This window comes from Bradyrhizobium sp. CCBAU 11361 (assembly GCF_028128935.1).
Classification (GTDB): Bacteria; Pseudomonadota; Alphaproteobacteria; order Rhizobiales; family Xanthobacteraceae; genus Bradyrhizobium; species Bradyrhizobium niftali.
Map to the genome: position 1 here is coordinate 18,666 of NZ_LBJZ01000153.1, position 21,409 is coordinate 40,074.

At 65.4% G+C, this 21,409-nt stretch carries 19 protein-coding genes and 1 pseudogene; 13 read left to right on the top strand and 7 right to left on the bottom strand.

Translation table 11 applies throughout. The annotated features are described in order from the left end of the window. The first annotated feature begins 29 nt into the window (after positions 1-29). Positions 30-413, top strand: coding sequence for a hypothetical protein (locus tag XI08_RS13710; RefSeq protein ID WP_027543914.1), 384 nt, complete (start codon positions 30-32; stop codon positions 411-413). A gap of 74 nt (positions 414-487) precedes the next feature. Here XI08_RS13710 and XI08_RS13715 read toward each other — a convergent pair whose 3' ends face one another. Both XI08_RS13715 and leuB read right to left on the bottom strand, forming a co-directional pair. Further along, a complete protein-coding gene (locus tag XI08_RS13715; RefSeq protein ID WP_271574779.1) occupies positions 488-1,126 on the bottom strand; it encodes a DapH/DapD/GlmU-related protein in 639 nt (212 codons plus the stop codon). Positions 1,127-1,421: 295 nt separating this feature from the next. Then, a complete protein-coding gene (gene leuB, locus XI08_RS13720; RefSeq protein WP_092189477.1) occupies positions 1,422-2,534 on the bottom strand; it encodes a 3-isopropylmalate dehydrogenase in 1,113 nt (370 codons plus the stop codon). 248 nt (positions 2,535-2,782) lie between these two features. Between leuB and XI08_RS13725 the strand changes: the two genes are divergently transcribed. Further along, entirely contained in the window at positions 2,783-3,970 is a 1,188-nt protein-coding gene (locus XI08_RS13725; protein ID WP_271574780.1) for a YbfB/YjiJ family MFS transporter, read from the top strand. A gap of 99 nt (positions 3,971-4,069) precedes the next feature. Here XI08_RS13725 and XI08_RS13730 read toward each other — a convergent pair whose 3' ends face one another. The 4 genes from XI08_RS13730 to XI08_RS13745 form a co-directional block, all read right to left on the bottom strand. Continuing rightward, positions 4,070-4,852, bottom strand: a complete 783-nt coding sequence (locus XI08_RS13730; protein WP_271574781.1) for a molybdopterin-binding protein — start codon at positions 4,850-4,852, stop codon at positions 4,070-4,072. A 12-nt stretch (positions 4,853-4,864) separates the two neighbouring features. After that, complete coding sequence (locus tag XI08_RS13735) at positions 4,865-5,494, bottom strand: cytochrome b/b6 domain-containing protein (RefSeq protein ID WP_271574782.1); 630 nt, start codon at positions 5,492-5,494, stop codon at positions 4,865-4,867. 192 nt (positions 5,495-5,686) lie between these two features. Beyond that, complete coding sequence (locus XI08_RS13740) at positions 5,687-6,241, bottom strand: fasciclin domain-containing protein (RefSeq protein ID WP_271574783.1); 555 nt, start codon at positions 6,239-6,241, stop codon at positions 5,687-5,689. Between the two features lie 390 nt (positions 6,242-6,631). After that, a complete protein-coding gene (locus tag XI08_RS13745; protein ID WP_271574784.1) occupies positions 6,632-7,393 on the bottom strand; it encodes an SDR family oxidoreductase in 762 nt (253 codons plus the stop codon). An 86-nt stretch (positions 7,394-7,479) separates the two neighbouring features. Here XI08_RS13745 and XI08_RS13750 point away from each other — a divergent pair, with 86 nt between their 5' ends. Further along, complete coding sequence (locus tag XI08_RS13750) at positions 7,480-9,009, top strand: malonate--CoA ligase (protein ID WP_271574785.1); 1,530 nt, start codon at positions 7,480-7,482, stop codon at positions 9,007-9,009. Positions 9,010-9,215: 206 nt separating this feature from the next. Here the strand turns inward: XI08_RS13750 and XI08_RS13755 are convergent. After that, positions 9,216-10,072, bottom strand: a pseudogene (locus tag XI08_RS13755) (sulfite exporter TauE/SafE family protein). Positions 10,073-10,177: 105 nt separating this feature from the next. On the opposite strand from XI08_RS13755, the gene XI08_RS13760 reads away from it, so the two are divergent. The 10 genes from XI08_RS13760 to XI08_RS13805 all read left to right on the top strand — a co-directional run bounded on the left by XI08_RS13760 (position 10,178) and on the right by XI08_RS13805 (position 21,078). Further along, positions 10,178-11,083 (top strand): LysR family transcriptional regulator, encoded by a 906-nt coding sequence (locus tag XI08_RS13760; RefSeq protein WP_271574786.1) that lies wholly within the window; start codon positions 10,178-10,180, stop codon positions 11,081-11,083. Between the two features lie 418 nt (positions 11,084-11,501). Beyond that, positions 11,502-11,900, top strand: a complete 399-nt coding sequence (sdhC, locus tag XI08_RS13765; protein ID WP_271574787.1) for a succinate dehydrogenase, cytochrome b556 subunit — start codon at positions 11,502-11,504, stop codon at positions 11,898-11,900. Continuing rightward, on the top strand, positions 11,897-12,301 hold the full coding sequence (sdhD, locus tag XI08_RS13770) for a succinate dehydrogenase, hydrophobic membrane anchor protein (RefSeq protein WP_027543902.1): 405 nt from the start codon (positions 11,897-11,899) through the stop codon (positions 12,299-12,301). The genes sdhC and sdhD overlap by 4 nt, the downstream gene beginning before the upstream one ends. Before the next feature lie 3 nt (positions 12,302-12,304). After that, positions 12,305-14,140, top strand: coding sequence for a succinate dehydrogenase flavoprotein subunit (sdhA, locus tag XI08_RS13775; RefSeq protein WP_135179234.1), 1,836 nt, complete (start codon positions 12,305-12,307; stop codon positions 14,138-14,140). 102 nt (positions 14,141-14,242) lie between these two features. Then, positions 14,243-15,025, top strand: a complete 783-nt coding sequence (locus XI08_RS13780; protein ID WP_271574788.1) for a succinate dehydrogenase iron-sulfur subunit — start codon at positions 14,243-14,245, stop codon at positions 15,023-15,025. 190 nt (positions 15,026-15,215) lie between these two features. Further along, positions 15,216-17,345 carry an ATP-binding protein gene (locus XI08_RS13785; RefSeq protein WP_271574789.1) on the top strand — a complete coding sequence of 710 codons (2,130 nt, stop codon included), beginning with the start codon at positions 15,216-15,218 and terminating at the stop codon, positions 17,343-17,345. A gap of 52 nt (positions 17,346-17,397) precedes the next feature. Beyond that, positions 17,398-19,356, top strand: coding sequence for an ABC transporter ATP-binding protein/permease (locus XI08_RS13790; protein WP_271574790.1), 1,959 nt, complete (start codon positions 17,398-17,400; stop codon positions 19,354-19,356). Between the two features lie 164 nt (positions 19,357-19,520). Next, a complete protein-coding gene (locus tag XI08_RS13795; protein ID WP_271574791.1) occupies positions 19,521-20,345 on the top strand; it encodes an FkbM family methyltransferase in 825 nt (274 codons plus the stop codon). 24 nt (positions 20,346-20,369) lie between these two features. Beyond that, entirely contained in the window at positions 20,370-20,756 is a 387-nt protein-coding gene (locus tag XI08_RS13800; protein WP_027543896.1) for a VOC family protein, read from the top strand. A gap of 85 nt (positions 20,757-20,841) precedes the next feature. Continuing rightward, the gene (locus XI08_RS13805; RefSeq protein WP_271574792.1) at positions 20,842-21,078 is read left to right on the top strand and encodes a hypothetical protein; all 237 of its coding nucleotides are present in this window, start codon (positions 20,842-20,844) and stop codon (positions 21,076-21,078) included. The last annotated feature ends 331 nt before the right edge of the window (positions 21,079-21,409 follow it).

Genomic DNA, 21,409 nt, shown 5'->3' on the forward strand with positions numbered 1-21,409 from the left:
CTGGCGGCTTGCCGCCTGAAGGGGACGTGATGAGCTCGAAATTTTCTGCCGCGAACAAATTGGCGACATTGCTTGCGGCGGGCGCCGCGATTGCCATGGTCTTCGCGGCGCCGGCCTCGGCCGACACCAAGATCAAGCGCTATGACGATCGCGGCCGGCCGTATTACGGCCCGAGCGGCCCCAACACGGTCTATCAGCAGGGACGAACCCGCATCTATGTGAGCAAGCGCTCCTGGCTCGACGGCGGCACCGAGGTCAATCCGGGCGATCGCAAGTTCACCGACTACGCCTTCCCGCCGGCGGTGGGCTATCCGTCCTTCGCCCGCGAGAACCTCAACCGCCCGATCGATCGCCAGCCGCTGTCCCCGCCGGCCGACGTCGGCGGCTATCCGCAGAATTTCCCGCTGTACTGAGGCGGGCGCAGACACCGAATCAAAATGGCCGGGCTCGCGCCCGGCCATTTTTGTTTTTGGGAGATGCCTCCGCCTCACGCGTTGGCTGCCGGGTCGTAGCGCCGGCAAAATTCCTCGATCGCCTCGGAACGGAAATCGGCGAGGCGCTGGAAGATCAACTCATCCGGCCAATCCCACCAGGCGATGCGACGCAGGCTCTCGGCGACGGCATCGTCGAAGCGTTTGCGGATAGGGCGCGCGGGAACGCCGCCGACGATGGTGTAGGGCTCGACATCGCGGCTGACGACTGCGCCTGCCGCGATCACCGCGCCGTCGCCGACGCGCACGCCCGGCAGCAGGATCGCGGCGTGGCCGATCCAGACGTCATTGCCAACGATCACCCGGTCGCCGCGGCGATCCGCGAAGAAGTCGCGGTCGCGCGTCGCGCTCGCCTCGTAATATTCAGGGCAATAGGTGAAGCGATGCTGGGACGGGCGGCCCATCGGATGGTTCGGCGCACCGATCCGCACCGAATTGGCGATCGCCGTGAACTTGCCGATTGCGGCATCGGCGACGTCGCAATTCTCGCCGAGATAGGAGTAGTCGCCGAGCGACGCATATTCGATGCGCGTGTTGGCGAGGATCTCGCAGCGCCGCCCGATCTGCGCCTCGCGCCGGCGCACCGTCTCATGGATGATGGTTTCCGCGATCTTGGGGCGGGGTGAGGCATCCATGAGGTGGCTCCGATGAAGTCGTAGCCCGGGTGAGCGCAGCGATACCCGGGAACACTGCAGGCAAGGTCCCGGATGTCGCTTCGCTCATCCGGGCTACGATCAATCGCTTGCTGTAGGGTGGGCAAAGGCGCGCTTGCGCCGTGCCCGCCATCTTTCGACAATCGCGATAGAAATGGTAGCCCGTCATTCCGGGGCGGCTCGAAGAGCCGAACCCGGAATCTCGAGATTCCCCGGTGCGCAATTGCGCACCTGTGGTCTGGTCCTTCGGACCATCCCGGAATGACAACGCTTGCCGTCAGGCGTGCAGCTTCTGCAATTCCTTCAGGATCGCTTCGCCCATCTGCGTGGTCGAGGCGGCCGTGGTGCCTTCCGACTTGATGTCGGCGGTGCGCAGGCCGCTCGCCAGCACGGCGGCGATCGCGGCATCGACCTTGTCGGCGAGCGCGCCCATGTCGAAGGAGTAGCGCAGCGCCATGCCGAAGGACGAGATCATCGCGATCGGATTGGCGAGGCCCTTGCCGGCGATGTCGGGCGCCGAGCCGTGCACCGGCTCGTACAGCGCCTTGCGCTTCTTGCTCTTCACGTCGACCTCGCCGAGCGAAGCCGAGGGCAGCATGCCGAGCGAGCCGGTCAGCATCGCCGCGATGTCGGACAGCATGTCGCCGAACAGATTGTCGGTGACGATGACGTCGAACTGCTTCGGCCACTTCACCAGCATCATACCGCCGGAATCGGCGAGCTGATGCTCGAGCGTGACGTCAGGGTATTCGCGCTTGTGGACCTGGGTCACGACCTCGTTCCAGAGCACGCCCGACTTCATGACGTTGCGCTTCTCCATCGACGTCACCTTGTTCTTGCGCTTCTTGGCAAGGTCGAAGGCGACGCGGGCGATGCGCTCGATCTCATAGGTGTCGTAGACCTGGGTATCGATGGCGCGCTTCTGGCCGTTGCCGAGATCGGTGATGGTCTTGGGCTCGCCGAAATAGACGCCGCCGGTGAGCTCGCGCACGATGACGATGTCGAGGCCCTCGACCGCCTCGCGCTTCAGGCTGGAGGCATCGGCCAGCGCCGGGTAGCACACCGCGGGGCGGAGGTTGGCGAACAGGCCGAGATCCTTGCGCAGGCGGAGCAGGCCGGCTTCGGGGCGCACCTCGTAGGGAACGGCGTCCCACTTGGGACCACCGACCGCGCCGAAGATGATGGCGTCGGCGGCCATCGCCTTGGCCATGTCGCCCTCGGAGATTGACACCTTGTGCGCGTCATAGGCGGAGCCGCCGACGAGGCCGGTATCGGTCTCGAATTTGGCGATCCCGGCCGAATTGAGCCAGTCGATCAGCCGCTTCACCTCGCCCATCACCTCGGGGCCGATACCGTCGCCGGGAAGCAGCAGCAGTTTGTGGGTCGCCATGGTCAGATCCTTCTCAATCCTCTCTCGTCATTCCGGGGCGCGAGCAAAGCGAGCGAGCCCGGAATCCATCAGGCCACGCAACAAGTGGTGGAATGGATTCCGGGTTCGCGCCAAAAGGCGCGCCCCGGAATGACGGCCGGCCGGAGTGCTAGAGCGGCGTTGCGCGCTTGGCAAGACACCATTGCCGCGCTGCGGCTGTGCAAGGCCGGCAGGGCCTGCCACAGTGCGGGTCGCCGGAGTACCCCCTTGTGCACGCCCCTGACCGCCCCCTGCCCGACGCGCACCCCGCGCGGCTGATCCTGACCCTGTCGCTGGCGGCGACGGTCGGGCTCGGCATCGGCCGCTTTGCCTATGCGCTGGTGCTGCCCGACATGCGGGAGGACCTCGGCTGGTCCTACTCGGCGGCCGGTTTCATGAACACCATCAACGCCGTCGGCTACCTCGTGGGCGCGCTGGTGGCGTCCCGGCTGATCCAGCGCGTCGGCTGGTCGGCCGCGATCCGCGTGGGAACCCTGGCCTGCGTCGCCGCGCTCGCCACCTGCGCGCTGACCGGCAATTTCGTGGCGCTGAGCCTTGCGCGCCTGGTGCTGGGCCTGGGTGCCGCGGCCGGCTTCGTCGCCGGCGGCGCGCTGGCCGCTTCGATTGCGCAGTCGCAGCCCGCGCGGGCGAATTTCCTGCTCAGCCTGTACTATGCCGGCCCCGGGATCGGCATTCTCGCCTCGGGGCTGATCGCCCCGTTCACGCTCCAGCATTTCGGGCCGGGCTCGTGGTGGCTGGTGTGGTGGGCGCTGACGCTGCTCTCGGCCGCGATGACCGTGCCTCTGTTCCTGATCCGCATCGAGAGCCGAGCGCGTTTCACGGAAGGCGGCCATGCCTCCTTCGCCATTCTCCCCGTGCTGATCTATCTCGCCGGCTACTTCCTGTTCGGCGCCGGCTACATCGCCTACATGACCTTCATGATCGCCTATGTGCGCGACGGCGGCGGTGGTGCCGCAGCGCAAGCGGCGTTCTGGAGCCTGATCGGCCTGTCCGCCTTCGTCACGCCGTGGGTCTGGCGCGGCGTGCTCGCGCTGGATCGCGGCGGGCTTGCCACCGCCATCATCCTCGGCACCAACGCGCTCGGCGCGGGCCTGCCGATGCTGGGACATTCGACCGCGTGGCTTGCGACCTCGGCGGTCGTGTTCGGCGTCGCCTTCTTCGCCGTGGTCGGCTCGACCACGGCCTTCGTCCGCTTCAATTATCCGCCCGAGGTTTGGCCGACCGCGATCGCGGCGATGACGATCTCGTTCGGCGTCGGCCAGACGCTGGGACCGATCGTGGTCGGCGCGATCACGGATGCGCTGGGGAGCCTGAGTTACGCGCTGAACGTCTCGGCCGCGCTGCTGGCGCTCGGCGCGGTGGCGGCGCTGTGCCAGCGGAAGGTGGGGCCTTCGTAGCCGTCATTCCGGGGCGCGCGTAGCGCGAACCCGGAATCCGGAGATTGTGGCACGAGATTCCGGGTTCTCGCTTCGCGAGCCCCGGAATGACTGCCTCAATCAGCTCCCGCTGAACGAATTATACCCCTGGTCTTCCCAATAGCCGCCCTTGTAGTCATTGGTGACTTCCATCGAGACGACGTATTTCGGGTTCTTGAAGCCGAGCTTGGTCGGCACGCGGATCTTCATGGGGAAGCCGTAGGCGCGCGGCAGGATCTCGCCCGCGTATTTGAACGTCATCTGGGTCTGCGGATGCAGCGCGCTGCGCATGTCCAGAGGCGAGTTGTAGCCGTCCTTGTCGGCGCACTGGAACCAGACATATTTGGCGCGCGTGTCGGCGCCGATCAGCTTGAGGAAATCGCGCAGCGGCGTGCCGGTCCAGCTGCCGATCGCGCTCCAGCCCTCGACGCAGATGTGACGCGTGATCTGCGTGACCTGCGGCAACTTGTAGAGCTCGTCCAGCGTCCAGGACTTCTTGTTGTCGACGAGGCCGCGCACGTCGAGCTTCCAGTCCGCGGCCGAAACCTCCGGCGCGTCGTCGAGATCGTAATAGGCGTTGAACGGAAACGGCTTCGTGATGGCGCTCTCGGGGAAGGTCGGCGCCAGCGCGTCGGGATTGAAGATGAAATCCTGCACGGCGTCGTTGAACTTCGAGACACTCTTCAGCATCTCCTCGGCCGAGGACGAGTCGATCACGTCGCAGCCGGTGAGCAGCGTCAGCGCGCCGAGACTGGCGCCGCCCGCGATGAAGCGGCGGCGGGTGACATCCGGCATCGTCTTGATCGAATCCTTGATCAGCAGCCGCTTGTCGACGCCGGGGATCAGGAATGAACGCTTGGCCATGGCTGCTCTCCCTCAGCGACCGATGATCATCGCGCGCAGGCTCTTCGGCACCAGCAGCGCGAGGGCGACGTGGATGACAAGAAAGGCGCAGATCGCGGCCATGCAGAAGAAATGGACGTAGCGCGCGGTCGGATAGTCGCCGAACAGCGTCACCAGCCAATGCAGCTGCACCGGCTTCCACATCCCCAGGCCGGACAGCACGATGAGCACGCCGACCACGATGATGCCGGCATAGAGCACGCGCTGCACGTAATTGTAGACGGTGAGATCGTCATGGCCGAGCTTGAAGGTCAGCGCCGCCCTGACGTCGTGGAGCACGCCGGACGGCGTGATCGGCAGCAGCTTTTTGCGGAAGCGGCCGGTGGCGAAGCCCGTGACCAGATAGGCAAGGCCGTTGATCATCAGGAGCCACATCGCCGCAAAATGCCAAAGCAGGCCGCCGCCGAGCCAGCCACCAAGCGTGTACTCGCGCGGAAAACTGAAACCGAACAGCGGCGAGGCGTTGTAGATCTGCCAGCCCGACAGGATCATCAGGATCATGGCAAGGGCGTTGATCCAATGCATGACGCGAACCCAGGCCGGCTGGATCACTTTGGCCGGGCTGGACCGGACCTGCTCGTCGCTGACTGTGAGGCTTGCCATGATGGTTTCGTCCTTGGATCGTCCCTTGGATCGTCTGTCCGGAATTATACGCCGGGCATTCCGTTTTCGTTACGCCCCGCCGAGTATCGAATCGATGCCGGCGGGCTATCCTGGTCACAATAAAGCGAGCCGGGTGGCCCCGGCTCGCCGTTTCGTCGCACCCTGCCGGGGATGAAACAGGACGCCGCGGTGTTACGACGCCGGCATCAGCACGGTGTCGACCACATGGATCACGCCGTTCGACTGGTTGACGTTGGAAATCGTCACCATCGAGGTGCCGCCCTTGGCGTCGATGATCCAGACCTTGTCGTCCATCTTCTTCACCGTCAGCTCCTCGCCTTCCGCCGTCTTCAGCTTCTTGCCGTCGGTGAGGTCGGAGGCCTCGAGCTTGCCGGGCACGACATGGTAGGTGAGGATCTTGGTCAGGGTCGCCTTGTTCTCAGGCTTGACCAGGGTGTCGACGGTGCCGGCCGGCAGCTTGCCGAAGGCGGCGTTAGTCGGCGCGAACACCGTGAACGGGCCCTTGCTTTCCAGCGTCGGCACGAGACCGGCCGCTTTCACCGCCGCCACCAACGTGGTGTGGTCTTTGGAGTTGACCGCGTTCTGGACGATGTTCTTGGACGGGAACATCGCAGCGCCGCCGACCATGACGGTCTTCTCCTCGGCGCGAACGGGCGCGACGACGGTCGCGGTGATGGCGAGGGCGCTGAAGGCGGCGGCAGCGAGATAGGCAATACGCTTCGACATGGAAGGTCTCCCGATTGAATTGTGACCGGCAATGGCCGGTGCTTGAGTTGGGGCAACAACGGCGGCAGCGGCAGTTTGACGTGAAGCAGCAGCGCCGTCGTTGGACCGAACTACGGGAGGGTTTGCGAAGCGGTTTCGGGGAAAAATTCTTTGTGATGCGTGAAACTATGCGGGGGCGTCTCCGTGGGGTCGATCCACGCCGTCATTGCGAGGAGCGAAGCGACGAAGCAATCCAGACTGCCGCTGTGGATGCATCTCTGGATTGCTTCGCTTCGCTCGCAATGACGGAGTGTAGCCCGGATGGAGCGAAGCGTAATCCGGGGTCGTCGCGTGCGGATCGACTTGTCCCGGATTGCGCTTCGCTCCATCCGGGCTACGGACTACGCTACCTCAATCTCTGTTGTTCGGCGTCTGGACGAACCCGCGATTATGCGTCGGGCTGATCAGGAGCTCGTTGATGCAGACGCGCGCCGGCATCGACGCGATGAAGGCGATGGTGCGGCCGAGATCTTCGGACTGCAGCATCCTGGCCTGCTCCTCCTCGCTCGGCACCACCGGGCGCAGCTTCAGGATCGGGGTCGCCACCTCGCCCGGCATCAGGCAGCAGGCGCGCAGGCCGTTGACGCATTCGTCCATGTTGAAGGAATGGGTCAGCGCCAGCACCGCGTGCTTGGTCGTGGTGTAGGCCGGGCCCGGCATCTTCGAGACGTGGCGGCCGGCCCAGGACGAGACGTTGATGATCGAGCCGTCCTTTTGCTTGCGCATCGTCGGCAGCACCGCGCGCATGCAATAGAGCACGCCGTTGAGGTTGACCTGGACCAGCTTGTCCCAGCCCTCCAGTTCCATGTCCTTCCAGCTCCGCTTGGGGACATTGATGCCGGCATTGTTGACCAGGAGGTCGATGCGGCCATGCTTCGCGACGATCTGATCGGCCGCCTTCTGGGCTTCAGTGGCGTTGGACACGTCCAGCGCGATGGCCTCGGCCGCCCCGCCCGCCCCGGTGATCTTGGCAACCACGGTATCCAGGGCTGACTGGCGCCGGCCTGACACCACCACCGTCCAGCCGTCGGCCGCTAGCGCCTCGGCGCCGGCCTCCCCGATCCCGCTGCCCCCGCCCGTGACCCAGGCCACGCGTTTCCCGTTTTTTGTCATGCCAACTGTCTCCGTTGCTTCATCGGGGCGGTTTTTGCTAATCCAGCCCTCGGTTTTGACCGACCTTGCGGTCCAGGAAATCTTGCATGAACCAAGCTGCCAACGCCAATCTGTTTTCCCGCCTGTTCGACGGCCTGGACGATCCCAAACGCCTCGCGATCGAGACGCATGACGGCGCCCGTATCAGCTATGGCGATCTGATTGCGCGGGCCGGGCAGATGGCGAACGTGCTGGTCGCGCGCGGCGTGAAGCCCGGCGACCGCGTCGCGGTGCAGGTCGAGAAATCGGTCGCCAATATCGTTCTCTATCTCGCCACGGTGCGGGCCGGCGCGGTCTACCTGCCGCTCAACACCGCCTATACGCTGAACGAGCTCGATTACTTCATCGGCGATGCCGAGCCCTCGCTCGTGGTCTGCGATCCCTCCAAGGCCGAGGGCCTCACCCCGATCGCCGCCAAGGTGAAGGCCACGGTCGAGACGCTCGGCCCCGACGGCAAGGGCTCGCTGACGGAGGCCGCCGACAAGGCGAGCAGCGAGTTCGCGACCGTTGCGCGGGCGAGCGACGATCTCGCCGCGATCCTCTACACGTCGGGCACCACCGGCCGCTCCAAGGGCGCGATGCTCACCCACGACAATCTCGCGTCGAACTCGCTGAGCCTCGTCGGCTACTGGCGCTTCACCGACAAGGACGTGCTGATCCACGCGCTGCCGATCTACCATACGCACGGCCTGTTCGTGGCGACCAACGTGACGCTGTTTTCGCGGGCGTCGATGATCTTCCTGCCGAAGCTCGACCCTGACCTGATCATCAAGCTGATGGCGCGCGCCACCGTGCTGATGGGCGTGCCGACCTTCTACACCCGCCTCCTGCAAAATGCCGCGCTGTCGCGCGAGACCACCAAGCACATGCGGCTGTTCATTTCGGGCTCGGCGCCGCTGCTCGCCGAAACCCACCGCGAATGGTCCGCGCGCACTGGGCACGCGGTGCTCGAGCGCTACGGCATGACCGAAACCAACATGAACACGTCGAACCCCTATGACGGCGAGCGCGTGCCCGGCGCGGTGGGCTTTCCCCTGCCCGGCGTCTCCGTGCGCGTGACCGATCCCGAGACCGGCAAGGAGCTGCCGCGCGAGGAGATCGGCATGATCGAGGTCAAGGGCCCGAACGTGTTCAAGGGCTACTGGCGCATGCCGGAGAAGACCAAGGCCGAATTCCGGCCCGACGGCTTCTTCGTCACCGGCGACCTCGGCAAGATCGACGGCAAGGGTTACGTCCACATCCTCGGCCGCGGCAAGGATCTCGTCATCTCCGGCGGCTTCAACGTCTACCCGAAGGAAATCGAGAGCGAGATCGACGCGATGCCTGGCGTGGTCGAGTCCGCCGTGATCGGCGTGCCGCATGCCGATTTCGGCGAGGGCGTCACCGCGGTTCTCGTCTGCAACAAGGGCACGGACGTCAGCGAAGCTTCGGTGCTGAAGGCGCTCGACGGCCGGCTCGCCAAATTCAAGATGCCCAAGCGCGTCTTCGTCGTCGACGAGCTGCCGCGCAACACCATGGGCAAGGTGCAGAAGAACGTGCTGCGGGATACTTACAAGGATATTTACGCGAAGAAGTAGGTACGCTCGTCGCGACCGCGCTCTCGGCGCTGCTGCGATCAAGACGAGTTCGTCACCACACAACAGGCTGTCATGCCCCGGCTTGACCGGGGCATCCAGTACGCCGCGGCCTCTCGGCTCAATCACTGCTGTCTCTGGGATACTGGATCGCCCGCCTTCGCGGGCGATGACAGCGGAGTGGGTGGCGCAGGCTTCGCCTCAAGCCATCACTGCCCGCCCACCAGGCTCATCACAAACCTGCTTCCGACAATAAACAGATAGCACCCGAACGCCGCTTCCAGCGTCCGCTTCGACATTGCATGCGCGGCTCTCACGCCGAGCGGCGCGGTGACGAGACTCATCGGCATCACCAGCACGGCGCCGATCAGCGAGACATAACCGAGCGCGAACGGGATTTGCAGCGCTGCGACGGTCGGAAGGTCCCTGCTGCCGGCCAACCGGCATAGACGTAGCCAATTGCGCCGGGGATCGAGATCAGGACGGCGAGTGCCGACGAGGTCGCCACCGCCTGATGAATTGGGCGGCCGTAAAAGGTCATCAGGAGGTTGGAGAACAGCCCGCCGCCGATGCCCATCAGCGTCGACAAGATGCCGACGCAGAAGCCGTAGATTCGCATCAACGGGCCGTTCGGCAGATCGTCGCCGAGCTTCCAGGCCTCGCGCGCGAAGATGAGCCGCACCGCGGCCGACCAGGCGACACAGACGAACACGATCTTGAACATCCGCTCCGGCGCGTAGCGCGCGACCACGCTGCCGGCGGCGACGCCGATCACGATCGGCAGCCACCAGACGCGCAGGATCGCCATGTCGACGGCGCCGCGCTTGTAATGCGCCTGGAACGAACGGATCGAGGTCGGGATGATCACGGCGAGCGAGGTGCCGACACAGAGCGGCATGCGCACCTCGAGCGGGACGCCGGCAATGCGAAAGCATTCGTAGAACACGGGCACGAGAATCGCGCCGCCGCCGATGCCGAACACACCGGCCAGGAATCCCGAGAGCGCGCCGGTTGCAATCAGCAGCAACGCGAGTTCGACGATCTCCTTGATATCAAGTCCCGCCATCGGCACGCCCAAAACCTGTCCTGAAGGACAGGGATAGGCCCTTTCGTATTGCGCTACTATCGGCGAAGTTGGGCAGACTATCTTGCTGAAAACGGAAGGATGGCCATGGACCAGCTCGCGGCAATGGCGACCTTTATCCGCGCAGTCGACACCGGCAGCCTGTCCGCGGCGGCGCGGTCATTGCCGAGCTCGCTGACGGCGGTGAGCCGGCAGATTTCTGCGCTTGAGCAGCACTTCGGCACGCGCCTGCTGGTGCGTACGACGCGGCAGCTGGCGCTCACGGACGAGGGCCGCATGCTCTACGAACGCGCCAAATCGATCCTCGGCGAAGTCAGGGAGATCGAGGAGGCGCTGGCAGGAAGCCGCCGCGAGCCGTCGGGACGCCTGCGCGTGAGTGCGCCGACATTGATGGGGCGCCTGCTGATCGCACCGCTGCTGGGCGACTTCCTGCGCGCCTGTCCCTCGCTATCGGTCGATCTGCTGCTGGTCGATCGCAACGTCAACCTGATCGAGGAAGACATTCATCTGGCGCTTCGCGTCGGGCGCATTCCCGATTCCCAACTGGTGACGCGGAAACTCGCGGAAGTGCAGATGATCCATTGCGCCTCGCCTGGCTACCTCGCACGCCGCGGCGAGCCGCAGAGCCCGTCCGATCTGCCGCAGCATGATTGCCTGGTGTTCTCCGACGCGCCCGGCGCAGCGACCTGGCGATTCGGCCGCGACGCGAAGAGCGGATCGAGAATCCGGATAGCGGGACGGCTCTGGGTCAACAGTCTCGACGCGCTCGCCACCGCCGCAGAGAACGGCGCCGGCATCGCCCGCGTGCCGTCATGGCAGGTGGAAAGGCAACTTGCCGATGGGCGCTTGCGTCGTCTGTTGCGTGAGCATGAACCTGCTCCGGGCCCCCTCCATGCGCTCCATCAGCCATCGCGCCTGGGGTCGGCGAAGATTCGTGCATTCGTCGATTTCCTGGTCGAGCGATGGCGCGGGAGCGATCCCCTCGGCCGGTGATTCCTGCGGCGGGGTGGGATGCAGGCTGCGCATATCCACCCGTCATGCGAAAAACCGGTGCGCGTCGCGGAAACTGGACGCGGCTCGTCGGCCATTCGTGGCGGCTCGGGGCGTCATGAACTGACTGGTTCGAACTCTGGCTGGCCCGCGGCGGCCTAGAGCCGTTCCAATAGTAATTTCAATGCGCCTCGGCCGTCGCTGCAAAGGATGAATATATATTCTATTCTTAGTCGGCACACCATCGCTCTGGTATACCAAGCCCCTGATTGGCCTTGTTTCATCAACGCTGTAGCGCTGAACCACGGTTCGATTTATGGCGATTTGGTGATTGCGCAGGCCAAATCGACTCCGTAAATAGAGCCGACCTTTCGCGATCCCCGCGCGCCCCCTGCTGGGCCGCTACACAACATCAAAGCCCATGACCGCACGGATCGAACGACCGCTTTCACCACACATGCAAGTCTACCGCTGGACGTTGACGATGGCGCTGTCCATCGTCCATCGCGCCACCGGTATCGCCCTTTACGTCGGAACCCTGATGCTGGCCTGGTGGCTGATCGCTGCGGCCTCCGGCCCGGCCGCCTATTCCCATGTCCAGGCCTTCACCGGCAGCATCATCGGCCGGCTGATCATGTTCGGCTACACTTGGGCGCTGATGCACCATATGCTGAGCGGCATCCGGCACTTCGTGTGGGACCTCGGCTACGGCTTCAAGGCCAATGAGCGCGAAGCGTTGACCTGGGGCGCACTGATCGGCGGCATCGCGCTGACGGTGCTGATCTGGATCATCGCCTACGCGATCGGAGGTGGACGATGAGCACAGCCGATACGCCGAAGCGCAGCATGCGCACCCCGCTCGGCCGCGTCCGCAACCTCGGCGCGGCGCATTCCGGCACGTCCGATTTCTGGCGCCAGCGCCTGACTGCGGTGGCGATGGTGCTGCTGATGATCCCCGTGGTCGTCGTCATCATGATGCTGCTCGGCCGCAACCAGGCCTATGCCAAGCAGATCCTCGGCTCGCTGCCGATCGCCATCATCATGGTGCTCTTCATCATCGCCAGCGCCTGGCACATGAAGATCGGCATGCAGGTCGTGATCGAGGACTACGTCCACAACGAGAAGCTGAAGCTCGCTTCGATCATGCTAAACAATTTCTTCTCGATCGCGGTTGCGCTCGCCTCGATCTACGCGATTCTCCAACTGTCAGCCGGAGTGTAACCCATGGCCAACGAGACGAATGGCAAGGGCAACGGCGCTCCCGCCACCAACGGAAAAGCCTATCCGATCGAAGACCACACCTATGACGTCGTCGTGGTCGGCGCCGGCGGCGCCGGACTGCGCGCCGTGGTCGGCTGCGGCGAGGCGGGCCTGCGCACGGCCTGCATCACCAAGGTATTTCCGACCCGCTCGCACACGGTCGCGGCGCAAGGCGGCATCTCCGCCTCGCTCGGCAACATGCACAAGGACGACTGGCGCTGGCACATGTATGACACCGTGAAGGGGTCGGACTGGCTGGGCGACCAGGACGCGATCGAATACATGGTGCGCAACGCGCCCGACGCGGTCTACGAGCTCGAGCATTGGGGCGTGCCGTTCTCGCGCACCGAGGACGGCAAGATCTACCAGCGCCCGTTCGGCGGCATGACCACCGAGTTCGGCAAGAGCCAGGCGCAGCGCACCTGCGCCGCCGCCGACCGCACCGGCCACGCCATGCTGCACACGATGTACGGCCAGTCGCTGCGCCACGCGGCCGAGTTCTTCATCGAGTTCTTCGCCATCGACCTGATCATGGACGACCAGGGCACCTGCCGCGGCGTCATCGCGCTCAAGCTCGATGACGGCACGCTGCATCGCTTCCGCGCCCAGACCGTGATTCTCGCGACCGGCGGCTATGGCCGCGCCTACGCCTCCTGCACCTCGGCGCACACCTGCACCGGCGACGGCGGCGGCATGGTGCTGCGCGCCGGCCTGCCGATGCAGGACATGGAGTTCGTGCAGTTCCACCCGACCGGCATCTACGGCTCGGGCTGTCTCGTCACCGAAGGCGCGCGCGGCGAAGGCGGCTATCTCGTCAATTCCGAGGGCGAGCGCTTTATGGAGCGCTACGCGCCGTCGGCCAAGGACCTCGCCTCGCGCGACGTCGTCTCGCGCGCGATGACCATCGAGATCCGCGAAGGGCGCGGCGTCGGCAAGAAGAAGGACCACATCTTCCTTCATCTCGACCATCTCGATCCCGCGGTGCTGGCCGAGCGGCTGCCGGGCATCTCCGAATCCGCGAAGATCTTCGCCAATGTCGACGTGACGCGCGAGCCGATCCCGATCGTGCCGACCGTGCACTACAACATGGGCGGCATCCCGACGAACTATCACGGCGAAGTGCTGACCAAGAAGGACGGCGACGACAACGCCGTCATCCCCGGCCTGATGGCCATCGGCGAAGCGGCCTGCGTCTCCGTGCACGGCGCCAACCGTCTCGGCTCCAACTCGCTGATCGACCTCGTCGTGTTCGGCCGCGCCGCCGCGCTGCGCCTCGCCGAGAAGCTCACGCCGAACGCCAAGCAGCCCGAGCTGCCGGCGAACTCCGCCGAGCTCGCGCTCGGCCGCCTCGACCATTACCGCTACGCCTCCGGCGGCACGCCGACCGCAAAGCTGCGCGAAGGCATGCAGCACGTGATGCAGAACAACTGCGCCGTGTTCCGCACCGGCGAAGTCCTGAGCGAAGGCCAGAACCTGATCGAGAAGGTCCACAGCGGCATCACCGACATCGCCGTGTCCGACCGCTCGCTGGTGTGGAATTCGGACCTCGTCGAGACGCTGGAGTTCGACAATCTGATCTCGCAGGCGGTGGTGACGATGAACTCGGCCGCCAACCGCACCGAGAGCCGCGGCGCCCACGCCCGCGAGGATTTTTCCGAGCGCGACGACAAGAACTGGATGAAGCACACGCTGGCCTGGCTGGACGATGCCGGCAAGGTCAAGATCGAGTACCGCCCGGTTCACGACTACACCATGACCAACGACGTGCAGTACATCCCGCCCAAGGCGCGCGTGTACTGAATCATTGCTTGTCATTGCCGGGCTTGACCCGGCAATCCATCCCTCAAAGATGGATGCGCGGGTCAAGCCCGCGCATGACGGAAGAAACCAGAGGCAGCACTTATGGTTGAATTCGCACTTCCGAAGAACTCCAAGATCACCGGCGGCAAGACCTGGCCGAAGCCCGCGGGCGCGACCGAGGTTCGCGAGTTCAAGGTCTATCGCTGGAATCCGGACGACGGCAAGAATCCGAGCGTCGACACCTATTACGTCGACACCAATGATTGCGGTCCGATGGTGCTGGACGGCCTGATCTGGATCAAGAACAACATCGACCCGTCGCTGACCTTCCGCCGCTCCTGCCGCGAAGGCGTCTGCGGCTCCTGCGCCATGAACATCGACGGCCAGAACACCCTCGCCTGCACCCGCTCGATGCACGACGTGAAGGACGGCGCGGTGAAGATCAATCCGCTGCCGCACCAACCGGTCGTGAAGGACCTCGTCCCCGACCTCACCAATTTCTACGCGCAGTATGCCTCCGTCGAGCCGTGGCTGAAGACGACCTCGCCGACGCCGCAGAAGGAATGGCGCCAGAGCCACGAGGACCGCGAGAAGCTCGACGGCCTCTACGAGTGCATCCTCTGCGCCTGCTGCTCGACCTCGTGCCCGAGCTATTGGTGGAATAGCGACCGCTATCTCGGCCCCGCCGCGCTGCTCCAGGCCAACCGCTGGGTGTCCGATTCGCGCGATGAAGCGACCGGCGAGCGGCTCGACAATCTCGAGGACCCTTTCCGGCTCTACCGCTGCCACACCATCATGAACTGCGCCAAGGCGTGCCCGAAGGGCCTCAACCCGGCGGAAGCCATCGCCGAGCTCAAGCTCAAGATGGTCGAGCGGCAGATCTAGACGCCATTCACGCCTCGTCCCCGGCCGAGATGGCCGGGGCCTTCCACGGCCGGCGTCAATTTGAGTAGATTTTTTCATCACCCCGCGCCGCGGGCGATTCCAGGGGAATACAACCACCGGTTCCCGTCATAAGCGGCTTCCTTCCCAGCGGGAAATTCAGTTAAGCTCAGGTCCGGGGACCGGAGCGACTGTGCAGGGTGCGCAACGCAATTCGTTGAAGCTGTTGCAGTGGATGATGGCGGCATCCCTGGCATTGCCGATTGCCCTGTTCGCGATCGCCGCCACGATCTCCTACACATCGACAAAAGATATCGCCGACCGGGAGATCGAGCGCACGCTCGACGTCGCGCATGAGCATGCTCTCAAGGTGTTCGAGACGATCGACCGGAGTCTCGCCGAACTCAACGAGGTCGTGCGCGGCCTCCCCGACGACCTTGTCCGGGCGCGCGAAGCGGCGCTGCACCGCCGCCTGAAGCGTCTGGCCGATTCGCTGCCGCAGCTCAAATCGGCCTGGATCTTCGATGCGGACGGAAAGGCGCTGGTCAACAGCCTCGCCTCGCCACCGCCGGAGCTGAGCTTTGCGGACCGCGACTACTTCTACGCCCATGTCGACCAGACCATCGGCACGTTCATCGGCATGCCCTTGACGCCGCGCCCGCCCTATCAGGGCGCCCGCTTCTTCGGCGTGAGCCGCCGCCGCGACTCCGACGACGGCAGCTTCATCGGGGTGATCCAGGCCTCCGTCCTGCCGGAATATTTCGAGAGTTTCTACGCCAGGATCGGCTCCGATCCCGGCAGTTTCTTCGCGATGGGTCGCACCGACGGCGTGGTGCTGACGCATTTTCCGCGGCTCGAGCGCGACCTCCGGCTCGATCCGGGCGGGCCGGTCGGCCGCGAGATCGCCGCCCACCCCGCGCACGGACTCATGACCATCGTCTGGCCGTCGGACGGGATCGAGCGCCGCATCGGCTACAGGCGCATCGCCGAGTATCCGATCTATGTCAGCGCGGGGTTCGAGACCTCGGCGATCCGCGCGCGCTGGTTCGCCACCATGGGCCAGCATCTGGTGTTCGGCATTCCCGCGACCGCATTGCTGTTCCTGCTGCTCGCGTTCGCCTTCCGGCGCACCCAGCATCTCCAGACCGAAGCTGCCAAGCGGCGCGAGGCCGAGGAGGCGCTCAAGCACAGCCAGCGCCTGGAGGCGCTGGGCCAGCTCACCGGCGGCGTCGCGCACGACTTCAACAACCTGCTGACCGTGATCCGCGCCTCCGTCGACCTCTTGAACCGGCCGCAACTGACCGAGGAACGGCGGCAGCGCTACATGACCGCGATCGCGGATGCGGTCGCGCGCGCCGCCAGGCTGACGTCGCAGCTGCTCGCCTTCGCGCGGCGCCAGACCCTGAAGCCGGAGGTGTTCGACGTCGGCGAGCGGATGCGGTCGCTGCACGACATGCTCGCCACGCTGCTGGGCCCCGCGATCGAGATCGCGACGCAGCTGCCGGCGGAGCCGTGCCTCGTCAATGCCGATGCCAGCCAGTTCGAGACGGCGCTGATCAACATGGCGACCAATGCGCGCGATGCCATGCAGGGCAAGGGCCGGATCAGCTTCAAGGTCGAGGCGGCGACGACCGTTCCTGATGCGCTGGCGCATCTTCCGGGCAGTCGGGGCTTCGTCAGCGTCGTCGTCAGCGATACCGGAATCGGCATTCCGGCCGCGCGACTCGGGCGCGTCTTCGAGCCGTTCTTCACCACCAAGCAGGTCGGCCACGGCACCGGTCTTGGCCTTTCCCAGGTGTTTGGCTTTGCCCGGCAATCCGGCGGCGAGGTGACGGTCGCGAGCGAAGTCGGCCAGGGCAGCACCTTCTCGCTCTATCTGCCGCGCGTGCCGGCGGACCTGCTGCCGCAGCAGCAGGCGCCGAACACGGCACCGGCGGTGCCGGGCAGCGGCATGTCGGTGCTGGTGGTCGAGGACAATATCGAGCTCGCCAACTTCGCCGCCGATGGACTCACCGAACTCGGCTACAGCATCACCCTGGTCGACAATGCTGCCGACGCGCTCGCCGAGCTGGTCGTGGACACGGATCGCTTCGACGTCGTCTTCTCCGACGTGGTCATGCCCGGAATGACCGGGCTCGAACTGGGGCGGGCGATCCGCGATCGCGGCATCGGCGTGCCGGTCGTGCTGACCACCGGCTACAGCGAGGCGCTGGCGCAGGACGGCAACCACGGTTTCGACCTCGTGCAAAAGCCCTATTCGATCGAGGAGCTGTCGCAGATCCTCCACCGAGCCGCGCGGGTGCGCGATGGCGCGGCCGAATAGCCCAGTCCCGGAACCGCAGGGAACCGACTGATTTCCCTTGCGTTGTCCGGCCATGCAGAAACCGGCCGGGAAGCGCGAACAGGGCAAGAAGCCGTCCATCGACGAAATCGAGGGCGAGACCGGCGAGGAGGTGGCGCTGCCGCCGCCCGAGGTGGTCGAACCCGATCCCGAGCTGTCGCCTGAAGAGGTCGAGCAGGCCCGCAAGGATTATCTGCTGACCCGCTTCTGGATCAGCGCGCGTGGCTTCTGGGGCCGCAAGGGTGATCGCCTCGCCTGGCCGTTCTCGATCGGCCTCGGCCTGCTGATCGTCCTCACCGTCGGCTTCCAGTACGGCATCAATGTCTGGAACCGCGCGATCTTCGACGCCATCGAGCAGCGCGATGCGGCCAGCGTGTTTCACCTCACCGCGGTGTTCTTTCCGCTTGCGATCGGCAGCATCGCGCTCGGCGTGGCGCAGGTGTTCGCCCGCATGGGCATCCAGCGGCGCTGGCGGGCATGGCTCACGGCGAGCGTGCTGACGCGATGGCTCGCCAACGGCCGCTACTACCAGCTCAACCTCGTCGGCGGCGACCACCAGAATCCCGAATACCGGATCGCGGAAGATCTGCGCGTCGCGACCGATGCGCCGGTCGATTTCCTCGCCGGTGTCACCTCGGCACTACTGTCGGCCGTGACCTTCATCGTCGTGCTCTGGACCATCGGCGGCGCGCTCACGATCGCGCTCGGTGGATCGACCATCACCATTCCCGGCTTCCTCGTGATCGCTGCGATGCTCTACGCCGCGATCGCATCGAGCTCGATCCTGGTGATCGGCCGGCGCTTCGTGCAGGTCTCCGAAGACAAGAACCAGGCCGAGGCCGATCTCCGCTACACCCTGACGCGCGTGCGCGAGAACGGCGAAAGCATCGCGCTGCTCGGCGGCGAGGAGGAGGAGCGCGGCGGCATCGACCGCAATTTCACCAACGTGCTGCGGCAATGGGCGCGGCTCGCCGGCCAGCACATGCGCACCACGCTGGTGTCACAGGGATCGAACCTCGTTGCACCGGTCGTGCCTCTGCTGCTCTGCGCGCCCAAATTCCTCGACGGCAGCATGACACTCGGACAGGTGATGCAGGCGGCGTCCGCCTTCACCATCGTGCAGAGCGCGTTCGGCTGGCTGGTCGACAATTATCCGCGGCTCGCCGACTGGAATGCCTGCGCGCACCGCATCGCCTCGCTGATGATGTCGCTCGACGGTCTCGAACGCGCCGAGCAGGGCGATGGCCTCGGCCGCATCAAGCGCGGCGAGACCAGCAACGAGGCGATGCTGGAGCTGAACGACCTCTCGGTCACGCTCGACGACGGCACAGCCGTAGTCGGCGAGACCGAGGTGGTGATCGAGGCCGGCGAGCGCGTGCTGGTCGCCGGCGAATCCGGCACCGGCAAGAGCACGCTGGTGCGCGCCATTGCGGGGCTGTGGCCGTGGGGCGGCGGCAGCGTCAATCTCCACCCCGACCGGCGGCTGTTCATGCTGCCGCAGCGGCCTTACGTGCCCTCCGGATCCTTGCGCCGCGCGGTCGCCTATCCCGGAGCCGAAGACGACTGGACCCTCGAAGAAATTGGCGAAGCCCTGCGCAAGGTCGGCCTCGACCATCTCAAGGAGAAGATCGAGGAAGAGGGACCGTGGGACCAGACACTGTCCGGCGGCGAGAAGCAGCGCCTCGCCTTCGCGCGGCTTTTGCTGCACAGCCCCGACATCGTCGTCCTTGACGAGGCGACCTCGGCGCTCGACGAGAAGAGCCAGGACAAGATGATGAAGATGGTCACCGACGCGCTGCCGAAGGCGACCATCGTCAGCGTCGCGCACCGCGTCGAGCTGGAAGCCTTCCACAGCCGCAAGATCGTGCTGGAGCGGCGCAAGGGCGGCGCGAAACTCGTCAGCGACATCGACCTGATTCCGCGCAAAGGCAGGCGCCGGCTGCTCGGCCGCTTCCTGCGCCCGCGCAAGCCAGCGCCGCAAAGGGCGGCGTGAAGTCCGTAGCCCGGATGGAGCGCAGCGTAATCCGGGGTCTCTCGCAAGCTGACAGACTTTCCCGGATTGCGCTGCGCTCCATCCGGGCTACAGACCTCTCGTGAAGATTGGAGTCCCCGGCAAAACCGGCTATGCATGCGCCGCTTGCAACGAGGACCACCTGCTTGACGCCCGACAACGCCCCTTCGTCCGCGCCATTCGGCACATATGCGCCGAATGCGGCGCAGGCCGCGATCATTCGCCTCGCGACGCAATCGGGGCTGAAGCGCGGCGCGTTCCGGCCCTGGCTGTCGCGGCTGGTCAATTTGCTGCGCGGCGGTCCGGTCGACGTGCAGTATCAGGGCGCCTCGTTCCGCTTCTACCACCAGGGCAGCGCGACCGAGCGCGGCGCGCTGTTCAACCCCGACTACAATCTCGACGAGCTCGACTTCCTGCGCCAGCACACCCAGCTGGGCGGCGTGTTCGTGGACGTCGGCGCCAATGTCGGCACGTTTGCCCTGGTGATGGCGCGGCATGTCGGGCCCGCGGGCAAGGTGATCGCGATCGAGCCGCATCCGCTGACCTTCGGACGTCTCTCCTTCAACCATGCCGCATCGAAGGCGACGCAGGTCCGCCTGGTGCAGGCCGCAGCAGGCGACAGCGACGGCGAGCTGATGATCGAGAGCGGCGGCGGCAATCTCGGTGCCACCCACGTCGTCACCGGTGCGGCCAGCGCCGATGCGATCAAGGTCCCGTCGCTGCGGCTGACACGCATTCTCGACGAGGCCGGCGTCACGCAGGTCGATGCGCTCAAGATCGACGTCGAAGGTTTCGAGGACCGCGTGCTGATCGGCTTCTTCCGCGACGCGCCGCAGTCGCTGTGGCCACGCGCGGTGGTGATCGAGCATCTGTCACAAAAGGAATGGCAGCAGGATTGTATTGCCGACATGGTCGCGCGCGGCTTTGCGATCGCACGCAAGACACGAAGCAATACGTTCCTGTCACGCTGATAGGGGTGAACAACGGAGGTTGCGATGATCGACCATTTGGGTTTCTCCGTCTCGGACTATGAGCGCGCGAAGGCGTTCTATGCGAAGGCGCTGGCGCCGCTCGGCTACAGCCTGATCATGGAGGTCACGGCGGAGCAGACCGGTCACGATCCGGCCGCCGGCTTCGGCGCCGACGGCAAGCCGGATTTCTGGATTGGCGGCGAAGGCGCCATGAACAAGCCGGTGCATGTCGCGATCGCGGCCAAGGACCGCGCCACGGTCGACGCCTTCTACAAGGCGGCGATCGCGGCCGGTGGACGCGACAACGGACCGCCCGGCATCCGCCCGCACTATCATTCGAATTATTACGGCGCCTTCGTGCTGGACCCCGACGGCCACAACATCGAGGCCGTCTGTCACGCGCCGGAATAGGCGCGCATTCCGGGACGACGCGACAGGGAACATCGGCGCGGCATCATCGTTGTCGTTCTCTGGACAACCGAACTCGATGATGCCGATGCCGATCGAACCGCCCGAGATTCCACCGGCAACACCGGGGACTCCCACGGAGCCGCCGCCTGGAATTCCGCCGGGCAATCCGCAGCCTGAAATCACGCCGCCGGTGCGCGAGCCCGGCGAATCACCGCGGCCCGACGAATTGCCGGGCCGCATGCCTGAAGAGATTCCATCGCGCGCACCGAACGGACCGCCCGGTCCTGCGACGGACGCAGCTCCGCGGCGGGATCACACATGAGGCGAACCATCACATGTGAGGCGATTGCAACCCACGCCTGAATGCGCAATGAACGTCGGCATAATGAGGTGATTTGCGTGCAGAAATAAATCGGGCCGCGCCCGCTTCGCCCGCCACATTCCGGCCTAACGCGTAGCTGTTCATCCCACCACTTCGTCCAAGAACCTTCCGGGGAAGTTCACCACTATGACCAATCTTCGTTTCGTGCTGCTTGCCACCACGGCCCTGACCGCGATGCAATTGGCAAACACCGCATCGCATGCGCAAGGCGCTTCGCCGCTCGTGATCGCGCAGGCCCAGCCTCAAGAGACGGGCCCTGACGGAAAACCGA